Raw genomic sequence first — 21,822 nt, 5'->3', positions numbered from 1 at the left:
TTGATTAATGCAACAGTAGTTGATTAGTCGATAGTACGTTGGATTTCAATCGTTTCGAACACTTCGATCTGGTCACCGACGCGAACGTCGTTGTAGTTCTTAACGCCGATACCACACTCGTAACCATTCTTAACTTCTGCAACGTCATCTTTAAAGCGACGCAGAGATTCCAGTTCACCTTCGTAGATAACTACGTTATCACGCAGAACGCGGATCGGAGCATTACGCTTGATAACGCCTTCAGTAACCATACAGCCTGCAATCGCGCCCAGTTTTGGTGACTTAAATACGTCACGAACTTCTGCCAGACCGATGATCTCTTGTTTGAACTCAGGAGAAAGCATGCCGCTCATCGCCTGTTTCACTTCGTCGATCAATTGGTAAATGATTGAGTAGTAACGTAGATCGATGTTTTCAGCTTCAATGGTACGGCGAGCAGATGCATCAGCACGTACGTTAAAGCCTACCACGATAGCGTTAGAAGCAGCAGCCAACACCACATCAGTTTCAGTGATACCACCTACGCCAGAACCTACGATGTTCACTTTCACTTCTTCGGTAGAAAGTTTACGCAGAGAATCCGCAATCGCTTCTACAGAACCTTGTACGTCAGCTTTCAGTACAATGTTCAGCTCAGCCACATCGCCCGCTGTCATATTAGAGAACATGTTCTCCAGTTTAGACTTCTGTTGACGCGCCAGTTTGACTTCGCGGAACTTACCAGCTCGGTAGTTAGCCACTTCACGCGCTTTACGTTCATCACGTACTACGGTTGCTTCATCACCGGCTGCTGGAACACCAGACAGACCGAGGATTTCCACAGGGATCGATGGGCCAGCTTCTTCAACTTCGTTACCCACTTCATCACGCATTGCACGAACGCGGCCATATTCTTGACCACACAGAACAATGTCACCCTTACGCAGAGTGCCTGATTGAACCAGAACGGTTGCCACAGGACCACGGCCTTTATCTAGGCGAGATTCGATAACCACGCCAGATGCCATACCTTGTTTCACCGCTTTCAGTTCAAGAACTTCAGCTTGTAGCAGGATCGCTTCTAGAAGACCTTCAATGTTTGTACCTTGTTTTGCAGAGATGTGAACAAACATGTTCTCACCGCCCCACTCTTCAGGCATAACATTGTACTGCGCCAGTTCGTTTTTCACGTTATCTGGGTTAGCCGTGTCTTTATCGATCTTGTTTACTGCAACGATCAGTGGAACACCCGCCGCTTTCGCGTGCTGGATAGCTTCCACGGTTTGCGGCATTACGCCATCGTCCGCAGCAACAACCAGTACCACGATATCCGTTGCTTGCGCACCACGAGCACGCATTGCGGTAAACGCCGCGTGTCCAGGAGTATCGAGGAAGGTGATCATGCCGTTTGGTGTTTCAACGTGGTAAGCACCGATGTGCTGAGTAATACCACCCGCTTCGCCAGAGGCAACGTGTGTACGACGGATGTAGTCCAGCGTAGAAGTCTTACCGTGGTCAACGTGACCCATGATGGTCACGACTGGCGCACGAGAAACTTCGTCGAACTTGTCATCACGATCCGAAAGGATCGCTTCTTCCAGTTCGTTTTCTTTACGCAGTACCACTTTGTGACCCATTTCTTCTGCTACCAATTGAGCAGTTTCTTGATCGATCACTTGGTTAATGGTCGCCATTGCGCCCATTTTCATCATCACTTTGATGACTTCGGTCGCTTTCACTGACATTTTTTGTGCCAGTTCAGAAACGATGATGGTTTCACCAACCACAACATCCGCTTTTGCTACTACAGCGGTTTTATCAAAACCGTGCTGCATAGACATTGGCTTGTTGATGCGGCCTTTACGACCCGCTTTGCCACCACGAGGGCGAGCGTCACGTTCTTGGTTGTCATCGCGAGAAGACATCTTTCTCTTATTCGCTTTTGTGGAGCGACGACGAGCACCTTCCTCGTGGAGGTCTGCCTCATCTTCCGCTTCGCGTGCATATTGCGAAGTCGTTACATGGTAATCAGTGTTTTCTTGCATATCACCTACAGTCTCTTTTTCAGCAGACCAACGCTCACCATTTTTTTCAGCCAATTCGCGTACTTTTTCAAGTTGACGGCGACTTTCCTCTTCGGCCTTACGTCTTGCTTCTTCTTCCTGGCGACGTTTTAGCGCCTCGGCTTCTTTGCGCGCTGCTTCTTGCTTCAATTTTTCTTCGTCAGAACGTGGTTGAGCGACAGCTTGCGCTTCGCGCTTCGCCTTCTCTTCCGCCACACGTTTTGCTTCTGCTTCACGTTTTACTGACTCTTCTGCTTCACGTTTGGCTTTTTCTTCAGCCGCACGTTTCGCTGCTTCTTCAGCTTCACGCTGTGCTTGCTCTTCTGCGGCGCGCATTGCGGCTTCTTCCGCTTCACGAGTCGCATCATCTTCAACAGAACTGCGCTTAACATACGTACGTTTTTTGCGCACTTCAACCTGAACATTCTTACTTTTACCGCCACCGGCATTCACGCTCAGTGTGCTACGGGTTTTACGCTGGAGTGTCAAACGCGTTGGCTCAGAGCCTGTCGCATCGCCGTGCTCTTTACGCAAATGAGCAAGCAATTTCTGCTTCTCATCTTCAGATACATGATCCGCAACAGCCTTGTTCATTCCTGCATCAGCAAGTTGCTCTAATAAGCGGTCTACTGGTGTTCCAATTTCTTCACTCAGTGCTTTAACGGTAGTTTGTGTCATGCCGCTTCCTCCCCTTGCTGAAAATTATGCGTCTTCACCAAACCAACAAATGTTACGAGCAGCCATAATAAGCTCACCCGCACGTTGTTCGGTCAGACCTTCAATACCTTCTAAATCATCCACACCTTGGTCAGCCAGATCTTCCAGTGTCGCAACACCTTTTGCTGCCAGTTTGAATGCCATGTCGCGTTCCAGTCCTGCTAGTGCAAGCAGATCTTCTGCAGGCTCAAGACCTTCGAACGATTCTTCTTTTGCCAGAGCAATCGTCGTCAGAGCTTCTTTTGCACGGCTACGCAGTTCTTCGGCCAGATCTTCATCCATACCATCAACATCAAGTAGCTCGTTCATTGGTACGTAAGCGATCTCTTCTAGCGTAGAGAAACCTTCTTCAACCAGAAGCTCAGCAAAATCTTGCTCGATATCGAGATACTTCATGAAGTTCTCGATAGATGCCATTGACTCTTCTTGGTGCTTCTTCTGCAGATCCGCAACCGTCATTACGTTCAATTCCCAACCAGTCAGTTGAGAGGCAAGACGTACGTTCTGGCCGTTACGGCCGATCGCTTGCGCAAGGTTATCCGCTTCAACAGCGATATCCATTGAATGTGTATCTTCATCCATAATGATTGAAGCAACATCAGCCGGAGCCATGGCGTTAATGACAAATTGCGCTGGGTTATCGTCCCACAGCACGATATCAATACGCTCGCCACCTAGCTCACCCGAAACCGCTTGTACGCGTGCACCACGCATACCCACACACGCACCCACAGGGTCAATACGCTTGTCGTTGGTTTTCACAGCGATCTTGGCACGAGAGCCTGGGTCACGAGCGGCCGCTTTCAGTTCAATCAGCTCTTCACCGATTTCAGGAACTTCCACACGGAATAGCTCGGTCAGCATTTCTGGTTTAGAACGGGTGATGAACAGTTGGAAGCCACGTGCCTCCGGAGCCACTTTGTACAACAGGCCACGCACGCGATCACCAGGACGGAAGTTTTCACGTGGCAGTTGATCTTCACGCAGGATAACCGCTTCGGCGTTATTACCCAGATCCAGAATCACTGTCTCGCGGTTTACTTTCTTCACCACACCCGTTACCAACTCACCTTCGTTATCGATGAATTGTTCAACGATCTGTGCACGCTCAGCTTCACGTACTTTTTGTACGATCACTTGCTTAGCTGTTTGGGTAGTAATACGGTCGAAGGTTACAGATTCGATCTGATCTTCAATGTAGTCACCCATCTGCACAGATTCATCATCAAAGTTTGCTGCTTCAAATGAAATCTCTTTGGTTGGATGTTCAACATTCTCAACCACTAACCAGCGACGGAAGGTTTCAAAAGCGCCAGTTTTACGATCGATCGCAACGCGAACATCGATCTCAATCTCATACTTCTTTTTAGTTGAAGTTGCTAACGCAGTTTCCAGCGCTTCAAAAATACGCTCACGAGGTACCGCTTTCTCGTTAGAAACCGCCTCAACTACCGCTAAAATTTCTTTACTCATTGTTCTAGCCTCAAAGACTTAAAATTTAGGGATCAGGTTAGCTTTTGAAATGTTGCTCAGAGCAAAATGTTCCTCTTGCCCATCGACCATCACAGCCACGGTTTCACCATCAATTGCTTGGATGAACCCTTTCCACTTGCGACGGTTAGCAACAGCCATTTTCAAAACGATGCTGACCTCGTGACCAATAAACTGCTCGTAATGTGCTGCTTTAAAGAGTGGTCTTTCCAGACCAGGCGAAGACACTTCGAGGTTATAAACGACCGAAATTGGGTCTTCAACATCCAAAACTGCACTCACTTGGCGACTTACATCTGCGCAGTCTTCCACTGTGATACCGTTTTCGTGATCAATAAAGATACGTAGTGTGGAATGTTGCCCTGCACGGACGAACTCTAATCCAACCAACTCGTAACCTGCAGCAACCACCGGAGCTTCAAGCATTTCAGTAAGTTGTCTTTCTAAACCAGTCATCTAAACCACTCCAGAAACAAAAAAAGGGCTTAGAGCCCAATTTAAATACCAAGCAAATATCTAAAATTCCCGAAAAAGGAAATTTAGATAATAAAAAACCCCGATTAAGTCGGGGTTTTTTATTGCTGGACCCTGATAAATTGAGAATCGCTTCTCAACTGCAGTGAGGTTAACACTGCCAAACTTGTCTCTCTAATCGTTAGGAGAGATTGGTTGCGGGGGCCGGATTTGAACCGACGACCTTCGGGTTATGAGCCCGACGAGCTACCAAGCTGCTCCACCCCGCGTCCGACTTGCGAGCATTATACGCTCAACAAGGTGATTTACAAGTTTGTAAATATGGTGCCGAGAGAGGGACTCGAACCCTCACACCTAAGGCGCTAGCACCTCATGCTAGTGTGTCTACCAATTTCACCATCTCGGCATATATTCTTCTATCTAATTCTAGATAGCTTAGTGAGGAATCTCGTCACTGCTTTTAGCAGGCGCTTCACTCACTGTGTCACCAGCTTGCTGAATCACTTGACCTTGTGAAGGGTCAACCCATTGTGACTCAGTTTTGTGAGTTGACATATTGCCAAGCACAAGGCTGATAACAAAGAAAACTGTTGCAAAAATTGCAGTCATTCGGGTTAAGAAATTACCTGAGCCACCAGCACCAAACACAGTGTTTGACGCGCCGGCACCGAATGAGGCTCCCATGTCTGCGCCTTTACCTTGTTGAATCAACACTAGGCCAATGATAGCAACCGCTGCCAACAGGTAAATCACAAGTAGAACTGTAAACATTACTTCCACCTATGTTCATATTTGTTGAGCTAGCGCCGTTCGTATCATTAGACTCGAACAAGGCCAGCGACCTTTCTCTCCGAAAGCGGACGCAATACTAACGAATGGTTCCAAGGCTGACAAGAGGTATTTTCTAAAAAAAATCACTTTCCGATTTGATCGCTCAAAAAACTCGCACAACAACGATTTTTCAAGCATTTCTACAATTCCTAGCGCGAAATCAATCAACTAGGAACTGTAGAAACCAGCACTCAAATTAGCAGTTATCTTTGACGGCTTGAGCTATTTTCAGCGCAGACTGTTTCACTAGCGCATCATCCTCGCCTTCCACCATCACGCGGATCAGAGGTTCTGTCCCCGATTTACGCAGCAATACTCGGCCTTTCGAGCCTAGCTCGGCTTCTACCTCTGCGACCGCGGCTTTCACCGCCTCAGCTTCCAGTGGGTTATTCTCTCCCGCAAAACGGACATTCTCCAATACTTGCGGGTAAAGGGTCATGCCTTTGGCTAACTCATGCAGCGTCATTTCACTACCGACGACGGAAGCAAGCACTTGTAGACCAGCGACAATCGCATCACCAGTAGTCACTTTATCAAGTAAAATAACGTGGCCTGAGTTTTCGGCTCCAATCTTCCAGCCTTTTTCCTGCAGCTTTTCCATAACATAGCGATCACCCACCGCGGCACGCGCAAAAGGAATACCAAGCTGTTTCAGGCCATTTTCCATACCAAGGTTGGTCATCAGTGTCCCAACAACACCGCCTTTGAGTTCACCACGGCGCAATGCATCGCGCGCGATAATGTAAGCAATTTGGTCACCGTCTACTTTATTACCTAGGTGGTCAACCATGATGATGCGGTCACCATCACCATCGAAAGCAAGACCAAGATGAGCCTGCTCTTCAACAACGCGTTTTTGCAGAGCACGGACATCGGTGGCCCCAACTTGATCATTAATGTTCAAGCCATTTGGCTCAACGCCCATTGCAATCACATCGGCACCTAACTCACGGAAAACATTCGGAGCAATATGGTAGGTGGCACCATTAGCGCAATCCACGACTAACTTCACCCCAGACAAACTGAGTTTTGAAGGGAAAGTGCTTTTACAAAATTCAATGTAACGACCCGCAGCGTCTACCATACGTGAAGCCTTACCAAGCTCAGCAGATTCAACGCATTCGATGTCTTTATCCAACTCTGCTTCAATCGCTAACTCAATGTCATCCGGCAATTTGGTTCCCTCATAAGAGAAAAATTTGATGCCGTTGTCATAGTACGGGTTGTGCGATGCAGAAATAACAATCCCGGCTTCCGCACGAAAAGTTTGGGTAAGATAGGCGACAGCCGGTGTTGGCATGGGTCCGGTGAACGTCGCTTTCAAACCCGCAGCAGCCAAGCCGGCTTCCAAAGCGGATTCCAGCATATAGCCCGAAATACGAGTATCTTTACCAATGATGACTTTCTTTGTGCCTTGTTTTGCCAAAACACGTCCAGCCGCCCAGCCAAGCTTAAGTACAAAATCAGGTGTAATTGGGTATTGACCAACTTTGCCTCGTACCCCATCAGTACCAAAGTAACGTCTTTTATCAGACATTTGTGTTTCCTTTACATTATTGTTTTTACAAATTTTCGTACGTCAGTTGCACTATTTTTAGTGCATCTAGCGTTTGTTCTACATCATGTACCCGAATGATTTGCGCCCCTTTACTTGCCGCTAAAGTCGCACAAGCCACGCTCCCTGCGACACACTCTGCTGGTTGTTTATTCAGTGTTTTAAAAATCATTGATTTACGCGACATTCCAGCCAAAACGGGCAATCCAAAACGATGAAACTGTTCTAAGTGTGCGAGCAAATGATAATTGTGTTGAATCGATTTTCCAAAGCCAAAACCGGGATCCAAGATAATATTCTCACGCTTAATACCAGCGGCCTCACAGGCGGCAATTCGCTCAACTAAAAACGCACAAACATCTTCGACCACATTGTCGTATTGAGGAGCCATTTGCATGGTACGTGGTTGTCCTTGCATATGCATAATACAGACGGGAACCTGAGCCTGAGCGGCAACATCTAGTGCTCCTGGCTCTTGCAAAGCTCTCACATCATTAATCAGATCCGCCCCCGCTACAATCGCTTGACGCATTACTTCAGCTTTGCTGGTATCAATGGAAATCCATACCTGAGCATTTTGTTGACGAATCGCGGTGATCAATGGAATCACACGTTGTAATTCCTCTTCTAAGCTTACATCTGGAGCCCCTGGCCGAGTTGATTCGCCACCGATATCAATGATCGCGACGCCAGCATCGATCATCTGCTGTGCTCTCATGAGTGCTTTATCGAGCTGAATGTAGCTTCCACCATCTGAGAAAGAATCTGGTGTGGTGTTTAAAATCCCCATGACAACAGGAGAGTTCAAATTGAGTTGCTTATTGGCATAACTGATTTTCATCGTTTTAAAATTTGCTCCCTTGCAAACACAAAACCCCGAACAAGTCGGGGTTTAGAGTTAAAAGTGACGTTATTCAGCGTCTTTTTTCTCGCTTGACGGCGCAACATCATCAGCGACAACATCAGAGGTAGGTTCGGCTTTCACTTCAGACTCCACCGCTTTCGCTTCTGGTTGTGCTTTGGTTTGATCCGCCCAACCAGCCGGCTCACGAATCACAGGCTTACGCGCCATTAAGTCATCAATTTGACCTGCATCGATCGTTTCATATTTCATCAAGGCATCTTTCATCGCATGCATGATATCCATATTATCGATGATGATTTGACGAGCTCGTTCGTAGTTGCGATCAATAAGTTGGCGGACTTCATCGTCAATCAACTTCGCAGTGTCATCAGACATGTGCTTCGTCTGTGTCACACTGCGTCCAAGGAATACTTCGCCTTCGTCTTCTGCATATAGCATAGGACCCAATTTCTCAGAAAAGCCCCATTGGGTAACCATCTTACGGGCAATTTCAGTGGCACGCTCGATATCGTTTGATGCGCCTGTTGAAACTTTGTCTTTGCCGTAAATCAACTCTTCAGCCAGACGACCGCCATATAAGCTAGAGATCATAGATTCTAGATGCTGCTTAGACATACTCACGCGATCTTGCTCAGGCAGATACATTGTGACACCCAACGCTCGACCACGAGGAATGATCGAAACCTTATACACAGGATCATGCTCAGGCACTAAACGTCCCACTACCGCATGGCCCGCCTCATGGTAAGCGGTGGACTCTTTGATCTCTTCTGACATCACCATTGAACGGCGCTCTGCACCCATCATGATTTTGTCTTTTGCCAGTTCAAACTCAACCATAGAGACGTTGCGCTTGTTACCACGAGCTGCAAACAGTGCCGCTTCGTTGACTAAGTTCGCCAAATCCGCACCCGAGAACCCCGGAGTACCGCGAGCAATCAATGAAGGCTCAACATCGCCTGCCAAAGGCACTTTGCGCATATGCACTTTAAGAATTTGCTCACGACCACGCACATCTGGCAGGCCCACTACCACTTGACGGTCAAAACGCCCTGGACGTAGCAATGCAGGGTCAAGCACATCAGGACGGTTGGTTGCCGCAATTACAATGATGCCTTCATTACCTTCAAAACCATCCATCTCAACCAGCATTTGGTTTAGGGTTTGCTCACGTTCATCGTGACCACCACCAACACCTGCGCCACGTTGACGACCCACAGCATCTATTTCATCAATGAAAATGATGCATGGAGAGGCTTTCTTCGCTTGTTCAAACATGTCACGCACACGAGATGCACCGACACCAACGAACATCTCTACGAAATCGGAACCCGAAATAGTAAAGAAAGGTACTTTCGCTTCACCTGCAATGGCTTTGGCTAGCAGCGTTTTACCCGTACCAGGAGGCCCTACCATTAATACACCCGTTGGGATTTTACCGCCCAACTTTTGGAAACGGCTAGGGTCGCGCAGGTAATCCACCAGTTCTTTCACATCTTCTTTGGCTTCGTCACAACCCGCGACATCACTGAAGGTGGTTTTTATCTGGTCTTCACTCATCATGCGTGCTTTGCTTTTACCAAATGACATGGCACCTTTGCCACCGCCACCTTGCATTTGACGCATGAAGAAGATCCAAACCCCAATCAACAGAATCATTGGGAACCAAGAGATGAAAATAGTACCTAGCAAGCTCTGCTCTTCTGGAGGCGTGCCTTGCACTTTGACATCTTGATTAATCAAGTCATCGAGGAGCTTTTGATCATAAACCGGCATGTAGGTTACATAACGGCTGCCCCCGCCACGACGCATGAAAGTAATTTCACCGTTGTTGAATTGGGCTTCCTGAATCTGGCCTTGACCAACTTCCTTTACGAATGTGGTGTAGTCGACTGCTTTACCGTTGTTCTCGCCAGGGCCGAAACTCTGGAATACAGACATTAAAACGACAGCAATCACAAGCCACAGAATTAAATTTTTTGCCATGTCACTCAAGGTGTAAGCCTCTCGATAACTAATTGTAATTAAAAGGTAGGGTACTACAGTTTATAGCTAGCGGCTATAGGTTCGACTTGAGCACCAAACGGTGAAATAGTTAACCTTTGTAACCAGTCGCTACGATAAAAACTTCGCGTGAACGTGATCGAGATGAGTCCGGTTTGCGAATTTTAACCACTTTAAACAGGTCTCTGACTGCTTTGACATAATCATCAAAGCCCTCTCCTTGAAACACTTTCACCACAAAACTACCATTCTGAGCCAGAACTTGTCGACACATATCCAGTGCCAATTCGACAAGGTACATAGCCCGCGGTTGGTCAACCGATAGGTTCCCCGCCATATTCGGTGCCATATCAGACATCACCACATCAACCATCTCTGGTTGAATACGTTCCAGTAATGCATTCAATACGGCTTCTTCACGGAAGTCTCCTTGCAAGAAAGAAACACCGGCAATGGATTCCATCGGTAAAAGGTCGCAAGCAATCACTCGACCACTATCACCCACGACTTTCGCAGCAAACTGTGACCATCCACCTGGTGCAGCACCAAGATCAACGACAGTCATACCTGCTTTTAGTAGTTTGTCTTTATTTTGGATCTCTTCTATTTTGAAGATAGCACGAGAACGGAAGCCTTTCTTCCTCGCTTCGTTAGCATATTTGTCGTCAAAATGCTCTTTTAACCAGCGAGTTGAACTCGCCGAGTGTTTCTGTTTACTCATTTTGTTCCTAACTCAGTCACCGCTATCCAAGAAAGTCTGGTAGAAAATATAGTCTTCTAGAATAGATGGCGTTAAAATGACGGTTTTCAACCCTAATATTAAATAAATTTGGCCGCGTAATGAACCTAAGCAACAAACAAAAGCAGCATCTGAAAGCCTTGGCACACAACTTAAAACCTGTTGTGCTAATGGGCGCAAACGGATTAACAGAAGCTGTGCTGGCGGAAATCGAAATTGCGCTCGATCACCACGAACTGATTAAAGTGAAAGTCGTTTCGGAAGATCGTGAGACTAAGCAATTGATCGTTGACGCAATTGTTCGTGAAACTGGTGCCGAAAAAGTACAGGTAATTGGTAAAGTTCTAGTACTTTATCGCCAGTCTCAGCAACGCAAGATCGAATTGCCGCGCAAATAATCAGCCATTGGATGAACAAAAAAGGTCGCATTAGCGACCTTTTTACTTTTTGAATTACCGAGCTTATAGGTATTCAACACGATCGATTTCGAAATCTTTGTTGCCACCAGGGGTAACAATCGCTACTTCGTCACCTTCCATCTTACCAATCAAGCCACGAGCAATCGGTGAGTTAACCGAAATACGACCAGATTTGATATCCGCTTCATCATCTCCAACGATTTGATACGTTTTCTCTTCATCCGTATTGACATCGATCAGTGTCACTGTCGCACCAAAAATGACTTTGCCGTTGTTTTCCATGGTAGTGACATCAATCACTTGAGCCACAGACAGCTTGTATTCAATATCGCGAATTTGCGCTTCACAGATCCCTTGCTCTTCACGTGCAGCATGGTATTCCGCATTCTCTTTGAGATCACCCAATTCGCGAGCTTCTGCAATCGCTTCTGTAATTTTTGGTCTGAGCTTTAATAATCTATCGAGTTCTTCACGTAGGAGTTTCTCACCACGTAATGTCATTGGAACTTTTTCCATCGTCTACCTCTGCGCCAAAGTTTTCTTTGGACAATAAAAAGATTCCCAACATCCTAAATCGGGTCGGGTCAGTGTTGAACCATTTGGATTAATCGAAAGTGTAAACAAAGTTAAGAGCTAAATCATCCAAATTCAAGATTTGCGAGGCGAATTTACTCAAAATCCAATTTTCACATTTTATATGTGATCTTTAGCACAATTAGATCGTGTGCATTTTGCTCAATATCGATAAAAAAAAATAAAAAATACAACTTATTGAATAAAAAAGGAAAACTAACAAAGATACACTAAACCTTTACAAAACAATAGCTTGATAATTTTTTATCAACAATAAAACAGTGTTCATAAGTCTGATTTATATCATTTTACTAACTGATAGCGGAACTTTGGGAGTAAAAAAATAGCCACGAAAATGGCTGAACCATCAAATTTCTTATGCTTTATGGTTTCAACACAACAATGACCAATGAAGCTTGATGCATCACCTATTTCGATTGACGTGGCTTACGTCGTACAAAAAATCAAATTTATGGACAATAAATTAGGACTTAATAAGATGAACAAGACTCTAATTGCTCTTGCTGTTTCAGCTGCTGCAGTGGCTACTGGTGTAAACGCTGGCGAAATCTACAATAAAGATGGCGCTTCTCTGACTATGGGTGGCCGTGCTGAAGCGCGCCTATCTCTAAAAGACGGTAAAGCAGATGATAAATCTCGTGTACGTCTAAACTTCCTAGGTAAAGTGGCTATCAACGACAGCCTGTACGGCGTTGGTTTCTACGAAGGTGAATTCACCACTGCAGATTCTACAGCGACAGAAACAGACAACGGTTCTGATTTAGACAACCGTTACACTTATGCAGGTATCGGCGGTACTTACGGTGAAGTGACTTACGGTAAAAACGACGGTGCACTAGGTGTTATCACTGACTTCACTGATATCATGGCTTACCATGGTGCAAATGGTACTTACAAACTGGCAGTGGCAGACCGTGTTGATAACATGCTTGCTTATAAAGGCCAATTTGGCGACCTAGGCGTAAAAGCGAGCTACCATTTTGCAGATCGCGATGAAGATGGCAAATTTGTTGAAGGTGTATCTAACGATAAATTTATCGACAAAGACAATGATGGATATTCTCTATCTGCTATCTACGCCTTTGGTGATACTGGTTTCAATGTAGGTGCGGGTTACGCAGATCAAGATACAGCAGATCAATACATTCTTGCTGCATCTTACGCTTTCTCTGATTTCTACTTCGCTGGTGCTTTCGTTGATGGTCAATATAAGCCAGCAAATGCAGCAAAAACAGACAAAACTGGTTATGAGTTAGCAGCTAAATACACAATGGATCAAACCGTATTTACAACAACTTATAACTACCAAGAACAAAAAACTTCTGGTGTGAAGAGCGACAATGCTGACTTCATCGCAATTGATGCAACTTACTACTTCAAGCCAAACTTCCGCTCTTATGTATCTTATAACTTTAACCTGCTAGATGCAGATAAAGTTGGTAAGACTAAAGCAGAAGACGAACTGGCTATCGGTCTGCGTTACGACTTCTAATTTGTTGACTTAAAGTCACACGCCAAACGCCTGCTCACTAGCAGGCGTTTTTCTATCTGGCTATACTTTCGCAACTGCCCTCTTTGGAAGTTTTTGGTTATGCCGTTTTCATCCTCGCCAGTTTGGCGACTTATTTTTTGTTTTCTTCTCTTTTTGCCAAGCGCCCATGCGGAAACTCAATTCAGTTCAGCCACGAATAAACTTCCCGCTGGAGCTCGTTATGCATTACTGATTGAGGATATCGGTTCAAAACAGACCATTCTCGATCTGAATACGCATCTTTATTATCCCCCTGCGAGCACGCAAAAAATTCTAACCGCCCTCGCTGCCAAACTCGAATTGGGCGATGAGTTTCGCTTTCGCACAGAATTATTTCGCTCTGGTGACGATTGGGCTATTCATTTTTCAGGAGATCCCACTTTCACCACGGCAGATCTCACCGCGTTACTTAAACAACTTAAGTCACAAACAGGTGGAAAAATTGAAGGCGACTTATGGTTAGATAACAGTATTTTTAGCGGTTACGAACGTGCGGTTGGTTGGCCTTGGGATATTCTAGGTGTGTGCTATAGCGCTCCTGCCAGTGCCATCAATTTAGATAGTAATTGTATTCAAGCGTCTATTTATACTGAGCCACAAGGACGTACTCGCGTCTACGTACCGGAGCAGTATCCGGTACATGTTCAAACACGAGCCATCAGCGTCAGTAAAAATGAGCAAGAAAGCCTGCTGTGTGATTTAGAACTCACCGCTACTCCAGAAAACCACTACCAACTAGCAGGCTGCCTGACTCAAAGAGATAAACCATTACCACTAAAATTTGCCGTGCAAGATACTGGGTTGTACGCCCAGCGCATCGTCTATCGCTTGCTGGCACAACTCAATATCGAGCTCAAAGGCGAAGTGAAGGTGGGCAACTCTGCATTTAACCAAGCTCAAAAAGTCGCTGATCATCAATCTGATCCATTACCCGTACTGCTAAAAACGATGCTGCAAGACTCAGATAACCTGATTGCAGACACATTAACAAAAACCTTAGGTCACCGTTTTTATCTACAACCAGGTAGCTTCTCGAATGGTACTCAAGCCATCAAGCAGGTTTTTTATTCGAGAACAGGCATCTCATTAGAAGATACCCAATTAGCCGATGGCTCTGGCCTCTCTCGGAATAATCGAATGCGCCCACACGTGATGATCGAGACATTGCGCTATCTTTATCAGCATGATGAGCAACTAGGGTTGATTGCTCTGCTACCTTCGGCGGGGGAATCGGGCACACTGCAATATCGCCGTAGCATGCGTGCACCTCAAATAAGTGGGCAAATGAAAGCCAAGAGTGGTTCGTTGTATGGCACGTATAATATGGTGGGATTCGTCGTCGATGAACATCATCGCCCGACAACACTTTTCGTACAATTTGTTACTGACTATTTCCCGCCCCAAAACGGCACTGAAGCTGCGGTTGAGCCCGCAATCGTTCAATTTGAAACTCAGCTTTATCAGGAACTGATCCAACGTAATCGTTTAGCATCTAAACCTCATTGAGGCTTATCCCCTTTTCAGCGCTAGCCACAAATATGCCAATACGGATCATGAGACAATAAAAAAGCGCCGAAGGCGCTTTTTTATTGTTATGAGTGAGCTTACTTAATGGTAACTCGCGCAAACTTACGCTTACCCACTTGATAAACCGATGTGCCACAAGCAGGTACGAGTTTCGCGTCCTCTAACTTCTCGCCATCAAGCTTCACCGCACCTTGCTTAATCATGCGCAGAGCATCCGACGTCGATCCCACCAATCCTGCGTCTTTTAGCAGATTCGAGATCGCAATACCGGCATCAAATTCGAACTCAGGCATCTCCTCTGGCATAGCGCCTTTTTGGAAACGGTTGATAAACTCTTGCTCTGCGGCGTCTGCATCTGCGGCAGTATGGAAGCGAGTAATGATCTCTTTTGCTAATAAGATCTTGATGTCACGAGGGTTTGTACCATTTTGTACATCAGCTTTGAACTGTGCTATTTCCTCTAACGGACGGAAAGAGAGCAGTTCGTAGTAGCTCCACATCAGGTCATCAGAGATCGACATGATTTTGCCAAACATTTCGCTTGGCGCTTCGCTCACACCGATATAATTGTGTGCCGATTTGGACATCTTCTTCTCGCCATCCAGCCCCACCAGCAGCGGCATCATCAATACCACTTGTGGTTTCTGACCGTTGGACTTTTGTAGTTCACGCCCCATCAGCAAGTTGAACTTCTGATCGGTACCGCCCAGCTCAACATCCGTTTCCATAGCCACTGAATCGTAGCCTTGTAGTAATGGGTACATAAACTCATGGATCGCAATCGGCTGACCATTGTTGTAACGCTTTTTAAAGTCATCACGTTCTAACATACGAGCAACGGTCTGGTTTGAAGCGAGGCGGATCATGCCCTCTGCACCCAGTTGTGATAACCATTCTGAGTTAAATTGGATCTTGGTTTTCGACGGATCAAGAATCTTAAATACTTGCTGTTTATAGGTTTCCGCATTACGCAGAACATCTTCGCGAGTCAAAGGTGGGCGAGTGGTATTTTTTCCTGTTGGATCGCCCACCATACCGGTAAAGTCACCAATCAAAAATGTCACGTCATGACCCAAATCCTGGAAAGTACGAAGCTTATTGAGGATTACAGTGTGGCCTAGATGGATATCCGGAGCCGTTGGATCTGCACCCAATTTAATGCGCAGCGGACGGTTTTCTTTGAGCTTCGCGATCAACTCTTCTTCAGGGATCAGCTCTTCAACACCACGTTTAATCTCAGCTAAAGCGGCTTCAATACTCGCCATTCTTGTTCACTCCCACAGATTTGGCAAAAATTTGATAGTGGAACATATTACTTGAATAGCGATGCATTTTGAAACCAGTTAGACTACCCGACAGCGATTTTGTTAATAATTAAATGAATTTGAACTGAATATGCTTTCACTTTTCACTCGTCTTCCGTGGCTGCACCGTGTGTTAATCACCGTTTTTAGTGCCGTCATTGCCTTCGCCGTTTTTTTTCTGCCTAATGCTGAACGTTTACATAAACCGGAATCTCAATTAGAAGTCGGACGTCATTATCCGCTCTCTCTTGATAATCAGCTACTTTCAACCACTAATGAGACAGAAGCTCCTAGTGCTCTACTGCGTTGGGAGGTTTATCAAGTACGCAATGGTGAAAGTGCAGCCGTCTTGTTTCAGCGTGCAGGGCTCTCTTCTCGCGTACTGTATGAGTTAACCTCCAGTAACAGTGACATCAACAGTCAACTCTCCAAGTTAATGCCCAAAGATGAATTGAAATTCGGATTTGATGAAAATAACCAATTAGTTAAGCTCAAGCGCACAATCAGCCCTTACGAAACCTTTGTCATCACTCGTTCTGAATCAGGCTTTACCTCAGAGTTTGATAAGAAAGAGATCTTCTATCAATACAACTATGCAGAAGCAAAAATCACCTCAAGCTTCTGGAATGCAGGGATGGCAGCCGGTTTAAGCGCTAACCAAATTATGGAACTCGCAGGATTGTTCGGTTGGGATATCGACTTTGCCCTCGATATCCGTGAGGGTGATCAGTTCAAACTGCTGTACCAAGAAAACATTGTAGAAGGGGCCGTGATCGGTCGCGGGAATATTATTGCCGCAACGTTTACCAACCAAGGCTCTACTTTTACTGCCATTCTAGATGACAATACCGGTAACTATTACGATGAGAATGGCCGCGCAATGAAGAAAGCCTTTTTGCGCTCCCCTCTGGATTTCCGACGAGTTTCTTCTAACTTTAACCCTCGACGCCTTCACCCTGTGACGGGTCAAGTTAAAGCACACCGTGGTACTGACTACGCAGCGCCTGTAGGTACCCCAATCTGGGCGGCGGGTGATGGTGTGGTTGAAAAATCAAGCTATAACCAATTTAACGGTAACTATGTCTATATCCGCCACAGTAATACTTACATTACTAAGTACCTTCACTTGCAACGCCGACTGGTAAAAACAGGGCAACGTGTAAAGCAAGGACAGAGCATAGGTACGTTAGGAGGTACTGGGCGTGTTACTGGACCGCATTTACACTACGAATTCTTGGTGAATGGCGTGCATAAAAACCCTCGTACGGTTGAATTACCACAAGCACAATCACTCAGTGGTAAAGCCAAAGAGACTTTTATTGCTAATGCTAAACAACGCATGGCAAAGCTGGAGCGCTACAGTCAGCTGCTTTACGCTAACCAACAATAATGGCTTTCTAACGCCCTAAAAATAAGGCCAGCATTTTGCTGGCCTTAATGATCCTGAACGACAGCGATGAGCCGCAGACCTCTTTATGAAACCTCAAGCTCGTCATTCATGGCGGTTTTACGACGTCCTAACATCAGTAAACAAGGAGTGAGAACTAAGGTTAGCACTGTCGCAAAGGCTAATCCGCCGGCAACGGCGGTCGCAAGCTGAGACCACCACTGCGTGCTCGGTGCACCAAACTCAATTTTCTGATTGATGATGTCAATATTCATCTCAAGGACCATCGGCATCAAACCTAGAATGGTGGTGATGGTCGTCAGTAATACAGGCCGTAAGCGCTGCACTCCTGTGCGTAAAATCGCCTCCTCACGGCTTAATCCGCGTTTGAGTAACTGGTTGTATGTATCAATCAATACGATATTGTTATTGACGACGATACCAGCCAATGCAATCACCCCAATCCCGGACATGATAATCCCAAACGGCTTTTGGAAAATGAGCAAACCAGCAAACACCCCAACAGTAGAAAATATCACTGCGGTCAAAATCAAGAATGCTTGATAAAAGCTATTAAACTGGGTAATCAAGATGATCGCCATTGCCGCTAATGCCACCAAAAAGGCCTTTTCCAAAAAGGCAGCAGAGTGCTCTTGCTCTTCATTTTGACCACGAATGCGAAATTCGACACTACTTGGTAAATTGAGCCCCTTAAGAGCTTGCTCAATTGCGGGTAACTCTAAGGCCAAATTGTAGCCTTCCTTAAGGTCAGCCATGACGTTGATCACTCTTCGTCCGTCGATACGGTGAATCGTATCTTGCTTAGGCTCAGGCGTTATTTGCGCAAAATTGGTCAGCGGAACCAAACCTTGTAGTGTTTTCACTCGCAGCTGGTCAAAACGTCCGATATCGCGATACTCACTCGGATAACGCACTAAAATGTCGACTTCCTCATCACTATCATCCGGAAGATAGTCGCCAATCTTGAGGCCGTTCGTCACAAATTGCACGGTATTACCCACTAATGTGGCATCCGCGGCAAAACGCGAAGCATCATCACGCCGGATATCAATTTTCCAATCAATCCCCGGTTTGCTGCCGTTATCACTTAAATTTGTTAACGCGGGATTCGCCTCAGCCCATAGCCGGACTTGTTGAGTCGCTTTCTCAAGTTCTGCCGGAACACGCGATGAAAGCTCAATATCCAAATCATGCTCAACGGGAGGCCCTGCATCCGGAAACTTGTACTCAATTTCCACGCCCGGAAAAGCATCCGTCACTTGCTTCAACTCATCAATGATGGTTTTGACACTGCGTCGATACTGCCAATCGACTGGTGTTATCTGCACGACACCAATTTCATCATCACCGCCAGTGCGTGTATAAACACTTTCAAACTCTTTGTGACCGAGCATCACCTGCTCTACATCACTCATGATCTGATCTTTTTCATCTAATGAGAGATCGCCATAAGAACGCACTTTGACAGAAAAAAACGGTGGATCTACCTCAGGGAAAAACTCAGCACCTAAACCAGCTTTAGCGTAAGCAAAGGCAATCGCCGCCGACATCAATAAGGCTGCACATAATATTTTTATTGGATGACGGATCGCGATGGCTAAAGTCAGGTAGTAGGCTTTGGTAATCCCCGTTGCTTGTGAAAAATCGCCATTATGCAGCGCAACCATACGCGCCTGATTCGCTTGGGTAATTTGTTGTGGCCGCCCAAATAATCCACCGAGAACTGGCACAAACAGTAGTGCCATGACTAAGGAAGCGGTTAACGTGGCCATTAATGTCAGCGGAAGATATTTCATAAACTCCCCCGTAACATCCGGCCAAAATAGCAAAGGGGCAAACGCAGCTAATGTCGTCGCCGTTGATGCGGTGATCGGCCACGCCATGCGTTTGGCTGCATCTCGGTAGGCTTCGCTACGATGCATTCCTTCTTGCATACGCCGATCGGCAAACTCAGTCACCACTATGGCACCATCCACCAACATTCCCACGGCCATAATCAAGGCAAACAGCACAACGATATTCACCGTTAAACCAAACACCGCGAGCACCAATAAGCCGGTCAGGAATGAGCCAGGAATTGAAACGCCAACCAACAAAGAGGTACGTACCCCCAAGATCGCAATAATCACAATCACGACAAGAATGATTGCCGACAAAATATTGTTTTGCAGATCGTTGAGCATGAGTTTGACATCTTTAGACTCATCCCAAATGGTTTTAACCAGTAGGTTACTTGGCCATTCTTCACGAGCTTGTGCCTCGGTTAATACGGCTTTCACCAACTCAACCGTTTCAATAATGTTTTCACCCGAGCGTTTTTTAATATCTAAAACAATCGCAGGTTTACCATCCAATCTGGCATAGCTTTCTGGGTCTCGGAAGGATTGTCGTACCGTTGCCACATCACCAAAGGTAATGACTTGTTTGCCATCCACTTTAATCGGAAGTTCAAGCATATCTTTCAACGATTCAAAAACTGAAGGCACTTTGACTGAAAAACGTCCGTATCCGGTATCGACAAATCCAGCCGCAACCACACGGTTATTGAGCGCAATCAGATTATAAATATCGCCTTGATCTAGCCCGTAACTCTCCATGAGTAGCGGATCCACAACGATTTCAACAATCTCCTCCCGATCACCGGCTATATCAACGGAGAGTATTTGCCGATAACTTTCGAGTTTATCGCGCAGTTGGCGCGCAATCTGTACGGCTGTTCGTTCTGGAACCGTGCCATAAAGCACCACAGAGAGAATCGGTTGTTCAGCCGCAAGAGTGACTTCATTCACGGTAGGCTCATCGGTATCCGCGGGCAGCTTCGGTTTTGCCAAATCCACCGCATCACGCACATCCGCCATCGCTTTCGCTAGATCAACGCCAACATTAAACTCCAGCACAACAGAAGCATGCCCTTCTGAAGCCGTTGCCGTCATCTCTTTCACACCTTCAATAGAACGCAGTTCTTGCTCTAAAGGTCGAACAATCAAACGTTCCGCATCACTGGGAGAGATGCCTTGGTGACTAACGGAAACATAAATAATCGGGATGGTGACGTCAGGGCTTGATTCTTTCGGAATGGTCACATATGTCGCAATCCCTGCAACCAGAATAAACACCAACAACGTCAGCATGGTTCGTGTACGAGATAACGCCGCATCAATCAGAGTAAACATGGGGCGGCTCCTAGTTAATCGTCGCTAGCGGAGTGGCGATAACCTTATCCCCATCACGCACAAAGCCTTGACCACGAGTGATGATTTCCACCGTTTCACCCAATCCGGTCAGCCAAACACCATCTTGCTCAGCTTTCACTAATTGAATCGGCACAAAGTGAACCACATCTCCTTGCAGCGTTTTTACGCCTAGATTCCCAACATCATCTAGGGCAAGCATTGCCGGCGTAATTTTGATTGCCGACTGCGTCATCAAACTCAATGAAACTTCGGCACTCACCCCTGCCGGAATCGTTTGTTGTGGGTTATCCATTGCGACTTCAATGGCAAATGTATTGGTTGCAGGAGAAGAAAGCCTTGAAATATAACGAACTTTACCTTGAGTTTGACTTCCATCCATAAAGCGAATCACTGCTGGCTGCCCAAGCTGAACATGCTGTATATGTCGCTCACTCACATCCGCCTCAATCACCAGTCGATGCAGATCAATGATCGACGCGACGGGATCACCAATCGACACAAAATCCCCTTTTTCAATCGGCAAGGTTTCGACAACGCCCTCAAAGGGGGCTCGAACTTGAGTATTCTCCAATAAGCGCTGTACGGTACTTAACGAAGATTGAGCGTCCGTCAATGCCGCTGCGGCATTAGTGAAGGCAACCTCTCCTTGCAAGCCTTTGTTTTTCAAAGCACTTGCCGCATTAAATTCTTGTTGTCGCACTTTCAACTGTGCTTTGGCTCGTTCTAACTGAGCATCCAGATCGCCTCGATCAATTAAAGCAATCACTTGATCCTTGCTTACCGCTTGGCCTTTAACAATTTTGATATCGATAATTCGCCCTGCGATCTCAGCACCAATATTGGCTTGTCGATCCGGAGCCGTTCGGCCATAAAGCTCAATCACTTTGTCCGTTTGTTCAGCCGTAAAGGTTTGATAGCCAACTTTAGCCAAGGGGACTTGAATTTCTGTCGAGGTTTGGGGTTCTTGAGCACTGGGGCGCCCTAAACCAAGCCATGCCACCAACACCACAATGAAGAAGAGAGAAATCAACCAAGGTTGATGAAGAAAATAATCGCGAATCTGACGAACGGAGGTTTTTACCGGAAACATAAATATTCCTTATTGTTATGACCACGTTACATCCTGA

Annotated in this window: 16 protein-coding genes and 2 tRNA genes; 4 read left to right on the top strand and 14 right to left on the bottom strand. The window is 46.1% G+C overall.

The features are described from left to right. Window positions 1-23 precede the first annotated feature (23 nt). The 10 genes from infB to rlmE all read right to left on the bottom strand — a co-directional run bounded on the left by infB (window position 24) and on the right by rlmE (window position 10,700). Window positions 24-2,720, bottom strand: coding sequence for a translation initiation factor IF-2 (gene infB, locus MKA69_RS07310; protein WP_000195237.1), 2,697 nt, complete (start codon window positions 2,718-2,720; stop codon window positions 24-26). A gap of 24 nt (window positions 2,721-2,744) precedes the next feature. Beyond that, window positions 2,745-4,232: a transcription termination factor NusA gene (gene nusA, locus MKA69_RS07305; protein ID WP_305847761.1), complete on the bottom strand. Its 1,488-nt coding sequence runs from the start codon at window positions 4,230-4,232 to the stop codon at window positions 2,745-2,747. Between the two features lie 18 nt (window positions 4,233-4,250). Beyond that, the gene (gene rimP / locus MKA69_RS07300; protein WP_305847760.1) at window positions 4,251-4,706 is read right to left on the bottom strand and encodes a ribosome maturation factor RimP; all 456 of its coding nucleotides are present in this window, start codon (window positions 4,704-4,706) and stop codon (window positions 4,251-4,253) included. Window positions 4,707-4,916: 210 nt separating this feature from the next. Next, window positions 4,917-4,993: transfer RNA gene (locus MKA69_RS07295), tRNA-Met, on the bottom strand. A gap of 53 nt (window positions 4,994-5,046) precedes the next feature. Continuing rightward, a tRNA-Leu gene (locus MKA69_RS07290) sits at window positions 5,047-5,130 on the bottom strand. Between the two features lie 29 nt (window positions 5,131-5,159). Continuing rightward, entirely contained in the window at window positions 5,160-5,495 is a 336-nt protein-coding gene (secG, locus tag MKA69_RS07285) for a preprotein translocase subunit SecG (protein ID WP_055027844.1), read from the bottom strand. A 256-nt stretch (window positions 5,496-5,751) separates the two neighbouring features. Continuing rightward, window positions 5,752-7,092, bottom strand: a complete 1,341-nt coding sequence (gene glmM, locus MKA69_RS07280; RefSeq protein ID WP_305847759.1) for a phosphoglucosamine mutase — start codon at window positions 7,090-7,092, stop codon at window positions 5,752-5,754. Window positions 7,093-7,117: 25 nt separating this feature from the next. Next, window positions 7,118-7,951 (bottom strand): dihydropteroate synthase, encoded by an 834-nt coding sequence (folP, locus tag MKA69_RS07275; RefSeq protein ID WP_055033935.1) that lies wholly within the window; start codon window positions 7,949-7,951, stop codon window positions 7,118-7,120. 69 nt (window positions 7,952-8,020) lie between these two features. Continuing rightward, a complete protein-coding gene (gene ftsH / locus MKA69_RS07270) occupies window positions 8,021-9,961 on the bottom strand; it encodes an ATP-dependent zinc metalloprotease FtsH (RefSeq protein WP_305847758.1) in 1,941 nt (646 codons plus the stop codon). Between the two features lie 109 nt (window positions 9,962-10,070). Continuing rightward, a complete protein-coding gene (rlmE, locus tag MKA69_RS07265; protein ID WP_000043217.1) occupies window positions 10,071-10,700 on the bottom strand; it encodes a 23S rRNA (uridine(2552)-2'-O)-methyltransferase RlmE in 630 nt (209 codons plus the stop codon). Window positions 10,701-10,819: 119 nt separating this feature from the next. Here rlmE and yhbY point away from each other — a divergent pair, with 119 nt between their 5' ends. Then, entirely contained in the window at window positions 10,820-11,116 is a 297-nt protein-coding gene (gene yhbY, locus MKA69_RS07260; protein ID WP_001054289.1) for a ribosome assembly RNA-binding protein YhbY, read from the top strand. A 63-nt stretch (window positions 11,117-11,179) separates the two neighbouring features. Here the strand turns inward: yhbY and greA are convergent, their stop codons facing one another. Further along, window positions 11,180-11,653 carry a transcription elongation factor GreA gene (gene greA / locus MKA69_RS07255; RefSeq protein WP_009355521.1) on the bottom strand — a complete coding sequence of 158 codons (474 nt, stop codon included), beginning with the start codon at window positions 11,651-11,653 and terminating at the stop codon, window positions 11,180-11,182. A 556-nt stretch (window positions 11,654-12,209) separates the two neighbouring features. On the opposite strand from greA, the gene MKA69_RS07250 reads away from it, so the two are divergent. Together MKA69_RS07250 and dacB are read left to right on the top strand one after the other, a co-directional pair. Next, entirely contained in the window at window positions 12,210-13,223 is a 1,014-nt protein-coding gene (locus tag MKA69_RS07250) for a porin (protein ID WP_305848233.1), read from the top strand. A gap of 99 nt (window positions 13,224-13,322) precedes the next feature. Further along, a complete protein-coding gene (dacB, locus tag MKA69_RS07245; protein ID WP_305847757.1) occupies window positions 13,323-14,768 on the top strand; it encodes a serine-type D-Ala-D-Ala carboxypeptidase in 1,446 nt (481 codons plus the stop codon). 98 nt (window positions 14,769-14,866) lie between these two features. Here the strand turns inward: dacB and tyrS are convergent, their stop codons facing one another. After that, window positions 14,867-16,054, bottom strand: coding sequence for a tyrosine--tRNA ligase (tyrS, locus tag MKA69_RS07240; RefSeq protein ID WP_000146484.1), 1,188 nt, complete (start codon window positions 16,052-16,054; stop codon window positions 14,867-14,869). Between the two features lie 130 nt (window positions 16,055-16,184). Between tyrS and MKA69_RS07235 the strand changes: the two genes are divergently transcribed. Next, the gene (locus tag MKA69_RS07235) at window positions 16,185-17,483 is read left to right on the top strand and encodes a peptidoglycan DD-metalloendopeptidase family protein (protein ID WP_000949659.1); all 1,299 of its coding nucleotides are present in this window, start codon (window positions 16,185-16,187) and stop codon (window positions 17,481-17,483) included. A gap of 83 nt (window positions 17,484-17,566) precedes the next feature. Here MKA69_RS07235 and MKA69_RS07230 read toward each other — a convergent pair whose 3' ends face one another. Both MKA69_RS07230 and MKA69_RS07225 read right to left on the bottom strand, forming a co-directional pair. Beyond that, the gene (locus MKA69_RS07230) at window positions 17,567-20,674 is read right to left on the bottom strand and encodes an efflux RND transporter permease subunit (protein WP_305847756.1); all 3,108 of its coding nucleotides are present in this window, start codon (window positions 20,672-20,674) and stop codon (window positions 17,567-17,569) included. Between the two features lie 10 nt (window positions 20,675-20,684). Next, on the bottom strand, window positions 20,685-21,785 hold the full coding sequence (locus MKA69_RS07225) for an efflux RND transporter periplasmic adaptor subunit (protein ID WP_305847755.1): 1,101 nt from the start codon (window positions 21,783-21,785) through the stop codon (window positions 20,685-20,687). Window positions 21,786-21,822: the final 37 nt, after the last annotated feature.

The sequence above is a fragment of the Vibrio sp. AH4 genome (genome assembly GCF_030710545.1).
Classification (GTDB): Bacteria; Pseudomonadota; Gammaproteobacteria; order Enterobacterales; family Vibrionaceae; genus Vibrio; species Vibrio metoecus.
The sequence above is the reverse complement of the archived record's forward strand: the minus strand, read 5'-3'. Positions and strand labels throughout refer to the sequence as shown.